Genomic DNA, 8,630 nt, shown 5'->3' with positions numbered 1-8,630 from the left:
ATCGCGCACAAGGTGCGCTCCTACGGACGCGCTCCGAATGTGCGTATCACCCTGGCCCCTTGAGCGCGCGCCGCCTCGTAGGGCGGGCACTGCCCGCCGGCTCTTCGCGCCAAGGCAAAATCCGGCGCGCAGTGCGCGCCCTACGGGCCCCTTCGCGTAAAGCGCCGCTCTCGTAGGAGCGCACCCTGTGCGCGATGCCTTTCGGCCGGGGCCCACCAGAGCATCGCGCACAAGGTGCGCTCCTACGGACGCGCTCCGAATGTGCGTATCACCCTGGCCCCTTGAGCGCGCGCCGCCTCGTAGGGCGGGCACTGCCCCCGGCTCTTCGCGACGAGGCAAAATCCGGCGCGCAGTGCGCGCCCTACGGGCCCCTTCGCGTATAGCGCCACCCTCGTAGGAGCGCACCCTGTGCGCGATGCCTTTCGGCCGGGGCCCACACCCGCGCTCAATGCGCCCGTGACTTCAATCGCTTGAGGATTTCCTCGCGGGCTTCGCGCAGGATCGAGTCGCGGTCGAGGCTGGCGACGATGTCGGCGACGGCGCGTTTGGCGCCGGCTTCGCCCCAGGATTTTCCGCCGACCAGGTAGCGCTCGGCGGCGCGGCCGATCAGCACGGTGGCGTACCAGCCCAGCGCACCTTGCGCGGCGGCGGTGACCACCACGGACAGGCCAGCGGTGACGCCTTTCAGCGCCGAGGCGACCAGTTGCATGCCCCAGATCGCGCCCATCAAGGCGACCAGCTGGGCGGAGATGACGGCGACCAGTCGGCCGGATTCGGCGCGGGTCAACGGCAGGCCGTAGACGCGCGAAAGCTGGACCACCATGGCGGCATCCAGTCCGGCGGCGGCGAGCAGGTCGGCGACGGGGATCGGATTCAGCGCGACGGCGACGCCCTTGGCGATGCAGTAGTTATGGATCAGCTTGGCTGCCACGGCCTGGCGGGTTTGCGCGATGCGTGCGCTGACCTGGTCGGTGAGCCGTCCCGCATACAGGCCGGCGTTGATCGCCGACAGCGTCTTGCCTTCGCGTGCGGCGATCGCCAGCAGGCGCTCGCGCAGCGCTGCGACGTCGGGCGTGCGCGGCTGCTCGCGTTCGTGCTCGTGACCGCGCGCGTCGACTTCGACCACGCGCTGCGCGGCGGGATGCGCGGCCACTGCCAGCACGTCTTCGGCGCGCACCAGGCCGGCCACGCGCAGGCGCAGGTGCTGCAACAGGCTGTCGCGTTCGTCCCGACCGTAACGATCGGCCTTGTTCAGGGCGAGCAGCAGCGGACGTTGGGTGGCGGCCAGGTTTTTCAGTGCATCGAGTTCCTCGCGGGTGAGGTCGCCGTCGCAGACGAAGATCACCAGGTCGCTGACCTCGGCCACCTCGAAGGCCAGCCGCTCGCGCGCTTCACCGTCCAGTTCATTGATGCCGGGGGTGTCGATCAGCACCAGGCCGTCGTGCTGTGCCTCGTCCAGCACGGCGTGGTCGGCGGTGGTGGTGGTGCCGTGCAGAACGCCCACGGTGAATGCTTCGCGACCCAGCAAGGCATTGCCCAACGCCGACTTGCCGGCGGACACGCGGCCGAACACGGCTACATGCAGCTCGCCGCGCTGCAGCTTGTCCAGCATGCTTTCGATACGGCCGAAATCCGTGGCCAGTTCGCTGCGCACGGAGGCGGGAATGGTCGGATCATCCAGCAGCGCACGCAAGCTGTCGGCGACCTGGTGGGAGCCCGCAGTCACGCGCGGCGCCGGGGTGGTGGGGCCATCTTCGCGAACCGGACTGACCAAGCCGCGCAGTCGCGCCCACAGGCTGTCGCGCGTCATCGCGGCGGACTACTTTGCCGTCAGCTGCAGATGGGCGGTGATCTTGACGTCGCCGCCAATCACCGAGGTGTCGGCGTAATCGCCGGTACCGATGCCGAAGTCCAGCCGTTTCAGCGTACCGCTGACGTCCAGCGTGGCCGCGCTGCCCTGCGGCTTGAAGGTCACTGCCAGGCTCATCGGATGGGTCACGCCATGCAGGCTGAGTTGGCCGTCGGCGATCACCTTGCCGGCGACCTGGCGAAAGCCGGTGGTGACGAAGTGCGCGGTCGGGAAGGTCGCGACGTTGAAGAAGTCCTTGCCGGGCAGGGCGCTGTCGCGATCGCTGTCGCCAGTCTTCGCGCTGGCCAGCTGCACCTCGACATCGAACTTCGAACTGGCGAGCTTGGCCGCGTCGTAGCTGATGGCGGCGGTCCACTGGCCGAACTTCCCGTCGAACGATTCGCCCTGGAAGGTGGTGCTGAAACCGAGCGTGCTCGACGCCGGTTGCACGGTGTAGTCAGTGGCGGCGGCGACGCCGGGCAGGGCGAGTGCCAGCAGGATGACGAAACGTTTCATGGCGAGTCTCCGAGGGGCGCGGGTGGTCAGCGCGGACGGCCGAATGGCAGCATCCGGCGCAACACGTTGTCGTGGTCGAATACATGATGCTTCAGCGCGGCGCCGACGTGCGCCACCAGCACCAGAATCAGGAACCAGAACAGGTATTCGTGCACCGCATGGGCGAACGGGCGCAGTTCGTCGTTCTTCGCCGCCAGCGCCGGCAGGTTGAATTGCTTGAACCACTGCAGCGGTTTGCCGGTGACCGAGTTGAACCACCAGCCGCTGAGCGGGATCATCACGATCATCACGTACAGCACGCCGTGCACCACGCGCGCGGAAAGTTGCTGCCAGCGCGGGGCGGGTTCCTCGACGGGCCGGCGCTCAGAGAGCCGCCACAAAATGCGCAGCAGCGCCAGCGCCAGCACGGTCAGGCCGATCGACTTGTGCAGTGCCAGCCAGTTGATTTTCTGCATCGGCGAGTGCGCCAGGTCCATCAACAGGCCGAACAGGCCGTTGCCGAGAATGGCCAGCGCGATGATCCAGTGGAAGGACTTGCTGATCGTGCCCCATTGGCGGGCGTTGCTGCGCAGACTCATGGTTGCTCCCGGGTCGGTGGAACGGCGTGGTCGTCGCGAAGGGCTTCCAGTTCCAGCCACACGCTGACCTGGGCGCCGATCGAGTTGGGGTTGGCGGTGAGGCCGAAGTCGCCGCGTTTCAGCATGGCCGTGGCCGAGAACCCGGCCACTTCATGGGTCTCGAAGAGGGTTCGCGCGGCGCGGTTGAAGGTGAAGGGGATATCCAGCGCGCGGGTGACGCCACGCAGGGTCAGCTGGCCATGCAGCACGCCGTGGTGATCGTCCTTGCGCTCGACGTGGGTGCTGGCGAAATGCGCGTAGCGTTGCCGCGCGCAATCCAGCAGGGCCGGCTTGCATACCGCGGCATTCCATTCCGGATCGCCCATGTCGACGCTGGCCAGGTCGATGTCCAGTTCGGTCGCGGCATGGCGCCAGTCGTTCGGGTCGAAGCGCAGCCAGCCGCGTGCGATATGCAAGCGCCCGAACGGTCGCGAATAGCCGTTGTGGCTGATGCTGAAAACCACCTGGCTGTGCACGGTGTCGTAGCGCCAGCCGCTGCCGGCGGCATGCGCCGACGCCAGCGGCAGCAGGATTGCCGCAAGACACCATAGCCAACGGGTTGAGCACGAGCGAAGCATGGGATGAAGTCTGGCCGATCGGTGGCAAGGCCGCCAGCGGCCAAGGCTGAACGACGGGTTTTCCTGGGCAAGCCCATCGCCGCAGGAGCGCCATGACGGCCGATGTGCCGGTTTGGCGTTTGGAACGTGCGCTGCACCGAACGATGCGTAGGGCGGGCACTGCCCGCCGGCTTCGGCCGTGGTGCGCGGGAGTGTGTGGCGGACGGTGTCCGCCCTACCAAGGCGAGCACGCGCCGCGTGCCGGAGTGTCCGGGTTGGCGTTCAGAGCATGCGCTGCACCGAATGGTGCGTAGGGCGGGCACTGCCCGCCGGCTTCGGCTGTGTGGTGCACGGGAGTGTGTGGCGGACGGTGTCCGCCCTACCAAGGCGAGTACGGTTCGCTGCAGGAGTGCCGGGTTGGCGTTCAGAACGTGCGTTGCACCGAACGATGCGTAGGGCGGGCACTGCCCGCCAGCTTCGGCCGTGGTGCGCGGGAGTGTGCGGCGTACCAAGGCTACCACGGTTCGCATGCAGGAGTGTGCGGTTGGCGTTTGGAACGTGCTCTGCACCGATTGGTGCGTAGGGCGGGCACTGCCCGCCGGCTTCGGCCGTGTGGTGCGAGGTTGTGTGCGGCGGACGGTGTCCGCCCTACAAAAAGGAGCACGGTTCGCAGCAGGAGTGTCTGGGTTGGCGTTCAGAACGTGCGCTGCACCGAGTAATCGGCCAGCGCCGCCAGGGCGTCACGATGGGCCGACGGTGCCAGCACGGACAGCGCCGCACGCGCCGCTTCGGCATGCTGCAGTGCGCGGTCGCGGGTGCGGTCGAGCGCGCCCGATTCGCTGATCGAGGCGATGATGCGGTCCAGCGAATCCAGTCCGCCGTGCTCGATCGCGTGGCGCAGCGACCGCACCTGTTCCGCGCTGGCCTTTTCCAGCGCATAGATCAGCGGCAGGGTGGGCTTGCCTTCGGCGAGGTCGTCGCCGATGTTCTTGCCCAGGGTGCCGGCATCGCTGGTGTAGTCGAGCAGGTCGTCGGCGATCTGGAACGCGTAGCCCAGCTCCATGCCGTAGTGGCGCAGCGCGGCGACCTGGTTTTCGGGCAGGCCACCGAGGATGCCGCCCAATTCCGTGGCGGCGGCGAACAGCACCGCGGTCTTGCGCTCGATCACTGCCAGATAGTCCGCTTCGCTCACATCCGCGTTGCCGATGTTGAGCAGCTGCAGCACCTCGCCTTCGGCGATGGTATTGGTGGTGTCGGCGAGGATGCGCATGATCCGCATGTCGTCCAGTTCCACCATCAACTGGAACGAGCGCGAATACAGGAAGTCGCCGACCAGCACGCTGGCGGCATTGCCCCACAAGGCATTGGCGGTCTTGCGGCCGCGGCGCAGGTCGGACTCGTCGACCACGTCGTCGTGCAGCAGGGTCGAGGTGTGGATGAATTCGATGATCGCGGCGAGCTTGGTGTGATGTTCGCCGTGATAACCGGCCGCGCCGGCGGCAAGCACATGCAGCATCGGGCGCAACCGCTTGCCGCCCGAGGCGATGATGTGGTCGGCGATCTGGTTGATCAGCACCACGTCGGACGACAACCGCTGGCGGATCAGCGCATCGACCCGCTGCATGTCGGCAGCGGCGAGGTCGCGCACCTGGGCGAAGTCGGCGGATCGGGGAGCGTCGGCGGGCATCGAATTCATGAAGGCATCACAGCGGCGTAGAACGTGATTATAGGGGCCTGCAGGAACTTGCGCCGCGACATGTCGCCACAAACTGCCATGCGGGGGTCACCCTATAATGCCGGGCATGCCTTTCTCGATGTGCCTATCCCCGTGAGCAAACTTTCAAGTCTCGAATTGCGCAGCGCATTGACCCTGGCCTGCGTGATCAGCCTGCGCCTGTTCGGCCTGTTCCTGATCATGCCGGTGTTTTCGCTGTACGCGAAGTCGATGCCCGATGCGACCGGCTTCATGATCGGCCTGGCGCTGGGCGTGTACGGCATCGGCCAGGTGTTGTTGCAGATTCCGCTGGGTCTGTTGTCGGATCGGATCGGACGCAAGCCGGCGATCACCATCGGGCTGATCCTGTTCGCCATCGGCGGCCTGATCGCGGCGATGTCGCACACGCTTACCGGCATCGTGATCGGGCGCGCGGTGCAGGGCATGGGCGCGGTGGCCGGCGCCGGCATCGCACTGGCGGCCGATCTCACGGCTGAAGAAAACCGCGGCAAGGTGATGGGCATCATCGGCGTGTCGATCGGGTTGGCGTTCCTGCTGGCGCTGATCCTCGGTCCGCCGCTGGAAGCCGTTGCCGGTCTGCCCGGCCTGTTCGGCGCCACCTCGATCCTGGCGTTGGTCTCGCTGACCCTGCTGTGGCTGATCGTGCCCACGCCGGTACGTGCAAGGGCACCGGCCGCGGCCGGTTTCGGACCGGTACTGTCGATGTTGCGCGACGGTCGCATGATGGTGTTGAACGGCTCGGTGTTCTTCCTGCATGCACTGCTCACCGCCAGCTTCGTCGGCTTGCCGCTGCTGCTGGCCAACACCCTGCACCTGCCGGTGAACCGACATTGGGAGGTGTATCTGCCGGTGATGACGGTCGCCGCTTTCGTGATGGGCGCGAGCCTGCATCACATGCGCGAGATTGCGCAGAGCCTGCGCATCGTGATGATCTGCGTGGTGGCGATCGGGCTGGCGTTGCTCGGCTTCGCGCTTTCCGGCAGCCATCTGGCCGCGTTCGGCGTGGCGGCGGCGGTGTTCTTCTCGGCGTTCAACCTGCTGGAAGCGGCCTTGCCCAGCCTGGTTTCACGACTGGCGCCCGAGCATCTGCGCGGCGCGGCCATGGGCGCTTATTCGACCAGCCAGTTCATCGGCGCGTTCGTCGGCGGCACCCTGGGCGGCATCGCGCTGGGCCGGCTCGGCCCCGATGGCGTGTTCGTCTGCGCCGCCGCGTTCACCGTGCTGTGGCTGCCGCTGGTGTTCGTCGGCGCGCGCCGAATCAGCCGTGCTGCCACCCTGGACGCGCAGCCCGCGTAACGCCGGTTCCGTGCGCGTTGCATTCGCGCACAGCGTGTGTGGCCGTGGTTGATGACCGGACGTCGGGATCGGCGGCGCTTAGTCCTCGCGGTCGGGGCGTTCGCGTACCGGATGCTTGCTCAGCTTGCGCTGCAGGGTGCGGCGATGCATGCCGAGGCGGCGGGCGGTCTCGGAGATGTTGCCGTCGCATTCGGTGAGCACGCGCTGGATGTGTTCCCACTCCAGTCGGCGCAACGCCAGCGGCTGTTCGGGGGCCTCCGGCAGGTCGTTGTCGTCGGTCTCGCTGTCGCCATCGAGCAGTGCGCGCACCACCGCGTCGGCATCAACCGGCTTGGCCAGGTAGTCGTGGGCGCCGCGCTTGATCGCTTCCACTGCGGTGGCGATCGAGGCGTAGCCGGTCAGCAGCAGCACGCGCAGATCCGGCACCAGCGTATGCAGTTCCGGAATCAGGCGCAGGCCGTTTTCCTCGCCCAGTTTCAGGTCCAGCACGCAGTAGCGCGGGTTGTGCCGACGGGTGAGCGCACGGGCTTCGTCGAGATTGCTGGCCGTGATCACCTCGAAACCGCGCGAGCCCAACGCGCGCGCCAGCACGCGAAGAAAGGTCGCATCGTCATCGACCAGCAGCAACGGGCGCGCCGTGGCGGCGTGGGGCAACTCGGTCATCGCAGTGTTTCCTGATCGGGATCAAGCGCCCATTCTTGCCGGAAGCGGCCGGACTTGCACGTCCGACGACCTATTTTTCGGCAATCACCGCCAGCGGCAGGCGCAGGCAGACCTGGGCCCCGTGTCCGGTATTGCCGGCGATCAATTCGCCTTCAAGTCGTTCGGCGGTGGCTTCGGCCAGCGCCAGGCCAATGCCCAGCCCGGTCAGCTTGTGCGAATGGCCGAGCGCGGTGATGTCCGGATCATCGTCGAAGCCGGGACCGTGGTCGCGCACACACAACTGCAACCAGTCGCGATCGCGCGAAATTTCCAGTGCCACTGCATACGATTGGTGGATGGCCGAGGCATCGACGGCATTGTTCAACAAGTTGAGCAGTGCATGACGCAAGCCAGGTGGGGTGCGCAGCACGGTGGGTCCGAGCTCCGGCGCCAGCGTCACCGTCAGCTCGGCTTCCGGCCGCAGCAACTGGAAGCGCTCCAGGCAGCCATGTACGAACTGGGAAAGCGTGATCCGCTCCGGCTCGTGTGACAGCTGCGCCTTGCCGAACGCCACCATCTCGCGAAGAATCGTGCGACAGCGATCCACCTGGCCTTCCAGCAGGGCCAGGTCCTCGGCCAGCGCGGCTTCGTTGGCGTGTTCGCGGCGCAATTCCGGCAGCAGCGTGCGCATGGTCGATAGCGGCGTGTTGAGCTCGTGCGCGGCGCCGGCGGCCTGGGTGGCAATGGCCAAGATGCCCTCGTCGCGCAGCGCGCGTTCGCGCACCCGCTGCACTTCGAGCTGCTGCAGTCGCAGCACATGGGCGAGGCGGCTGATGAAGAAACTCAGCAGCAGCGCCATGATCACAAAATTGACGCCCATGCCGGCCACATGCAGCGAAAAGCGGCTGGAGGAAAATTCGCCCACCGCGGCGGGCAGCGGCTGGTGCCAGTACAGCAGGATCACGTAGGCCACGCCGGCCAGCGTGGATACCGACAGCACCGAACGCGCGGACAGCGCCGCTGCGCTGAGCGCAATCGGCACCAGCAGCAGGGTGATGAACGGATTGCTGGCGCCGCCGGTGAAATACAGCAGGTAGCCCAGCACCAGCGTATCGAAGGCGATATGGCCGATCGCCTCCCATTCGCCCAGCGGCCACGGCTGGATGAGCCGCCACGCGGCGAATACGGAGAACACCGCCAGTACTCCGATGCCGACCAGCAGGGGCAGCAACGGCACGTTCAGGTGCATCCACCAGGCACAGACCAGTACGGCGGTGCTCTGGCCGGCGATGGCGCAGATCCGCAGCCATGCCAGGGTGCGGGTCAGTGCGAAGGGGCCGACGCGACGGTTGAAAGTCTGGTGAGGCATGCGTTTTCCAGCCCGGCGACCATGCTCCCGGCTCGAACCCGAGCCGGGA

The 8,630-nt window shown here is 67.1% G+C and carries 8 protein-coding genes; 1 reads left to right on the top strand and 7 read right to left on the bottom strand.

What is annotated here, in order from left to right:
* Window positions 1–445: 445 nt before the first annotated feature.
* From ACVWWQ_RS06635 to ACVWWQ_RS06615, 5 genes are all read right to left on the bottom strand, one after another.
* A complete protein-coding gene (locus tag ACVWWQ_RS06635; protein ID WP_133951324.1) occupies window positions 446–1,810 on the bottom strand; it encodes a GTP-binding protein in 1,365 nt (454 codons plus the stop codon).
* A 9-nt stretch (window positions 1,811–1,819) separates the two neighbouring features.
* On the bottom strand, window positions 1,820–2,365 hold the full coding sequence (locus tag ACVWWQ_RS06630; RefSeq protein ID WP_133951322.1) for a YceI family protein: 546 nt from the start codon (window positions 2,363–2,365) through the stop codon (window positions 1,820–1,822).
* Between the two features lie 26 nt (window positions 2,366–2,391).
* Entirely contained in the window at window positions 2,392–2,943 is a 552-nt protein-coding gene (locus tag ACVWWQ_RS06625) for a cytochrome b (protein ID WP_133951320.1), read from the bottom strand.
* Window positions 2,940–3,560 (bottom strand): YceI family protein, encoded by a 621-nt coding sequence (locus ACVWWQ_RS06620; protein ID WP_133951318.1) that lies wholly within the window; start codon window positions 3,558–3,560, stop codon window positions 2,940–2,942. Before ACVWWQ_RS06620 ends, ACVWWQ_RS06625 begins: the two co-directional genes overlap by 4 nt.
* Window positions 3,561–4,233: 673 nt before the next feature.
* On the bottom strand, window positions 4,234–5,235 hold the full coding sequence (locus ACVWWQ_RS06615) for a polyprenyl synthetase family protein (RefSeq protein WP_133951316.1): 1,002 nt from the start codon (window positions 5,233–5,235) through the stop codon (window positions 4,234–4,236).
* Window positions 5,236–5,367: 132 nt separating this feature from the next.
* On the opposite strand from ACVWWQ_RS06615, the gene ACVWWQ_RS06610 reads away from it, so the two are divergent.
* Window positions 5,368–6,570, top strand: a complete 1,203-nt coding sequence (locus ACVWWQ_RS06610) for an MFS transporter (protein ID WP_133951314.1) — start codon at window positions 5,368–5,370, stop codon at window positions 6,568–6,570.
* Window positions 6,571–6,648: 78 nt separating this feature from the next.
* Here the strand turns inward: ACVWWQ_RS06610 and ACVWWQ_RS06605 are convergent, their stop codons facing one another.
* Both ACVWWQ_RS06605 and ACVWWQ_RS06600 read right to left on the bottom strand, forming a co-directional pair.
* Window positions 6,649–7,233: a response regulator transcription factor gene (locus ACVWWQ_RS06605; protein WP_133951312.1), complete on the bottom strand. Its 585-nt coding sequence runs from the start codon at window positions 7,231–7,233 to the stop codon at window positions 6,649–6,651.
* A 70-nt stretch (window positions 7,234–7,303) separates the two neighbouring features.
* Entirely contained in the window at window positions 7,304–8,581 is a 1,278-nt protein-coding gene (locus ACVWWQ_RS06600; RefSeq protein ID WP_133951310.1) for an ATP-binding protein, read from the bottom strand.
* Window positions 8,582–8,630: the final 49 nt, after the last annotated feature.

The organism is Rhodanobacter sp. TND4EL1, from assembly GCF_054061035.1.
Note: the sequence above shows the minus strand (reverse complement) of the source record. Positions and strands in the feature narration are given on the sequence as shown.

What these genes read in the sequence shown, in the direction of transcription:
- ACVWWQ_RS06630 (WP_133951322.1), bottom strand. Translation starts at nt 2,365, where the DNA reads ATGAAACGTTTCGTCATCCTGCTGGCACTCGCCCTGCCCGGCGTCGCC.
- ACVWWQ_RS06600 (WP_133951310.1), bottom strand. Translation starts at nt 8,581, where the DNA reads ATGCCTCACCAGACTTTCAACCGTCGCGTCGGCCCCTTCGCACTGACC.
- ACVWWQ_RS06605 (WP_133951312.1), bottom strand. Translation starts at nt 7,233, where the DNA reads ATGACCGAGTTGCCCCACGCCGCCACGGCGCGCCCGTTGCTGCTGGTC.
- ACVWWQ_RS06620 (WP_133951318.1), bottom strand. Translation starts at nt 3,560, where the DNA reads ATGCTTCGCTCGTGCTCAACCCGTTGGCTATGGTGTCTTGCGGCAATC.
- ACVWWQ_RS06635 (WP_133951324.1), bottom strand. Translation starts at nt 1,810, where the DNA reads ATGACGCGCGACAGCCTGTGGGCGCGACTGCGCGGCTTGGTCAGTCCG.
- ACVWWQ_RS06625 (WP_133951320.1), bottom strand. Translation starts at nt 2,943, where the DNA reads ATGAGTCTGCGCAGCAACGCCCGCCAATGGGGCACGATCAGCAAGTCC.
- ACVWWQ_RS06615 (WP_133951316.1), bottom strand. Translation starts at nt 5,235, where the DNA reads ATGAATTCGATGCCCGCCGACGCTCCCCGATCCGCCGACTTCGCCCAG.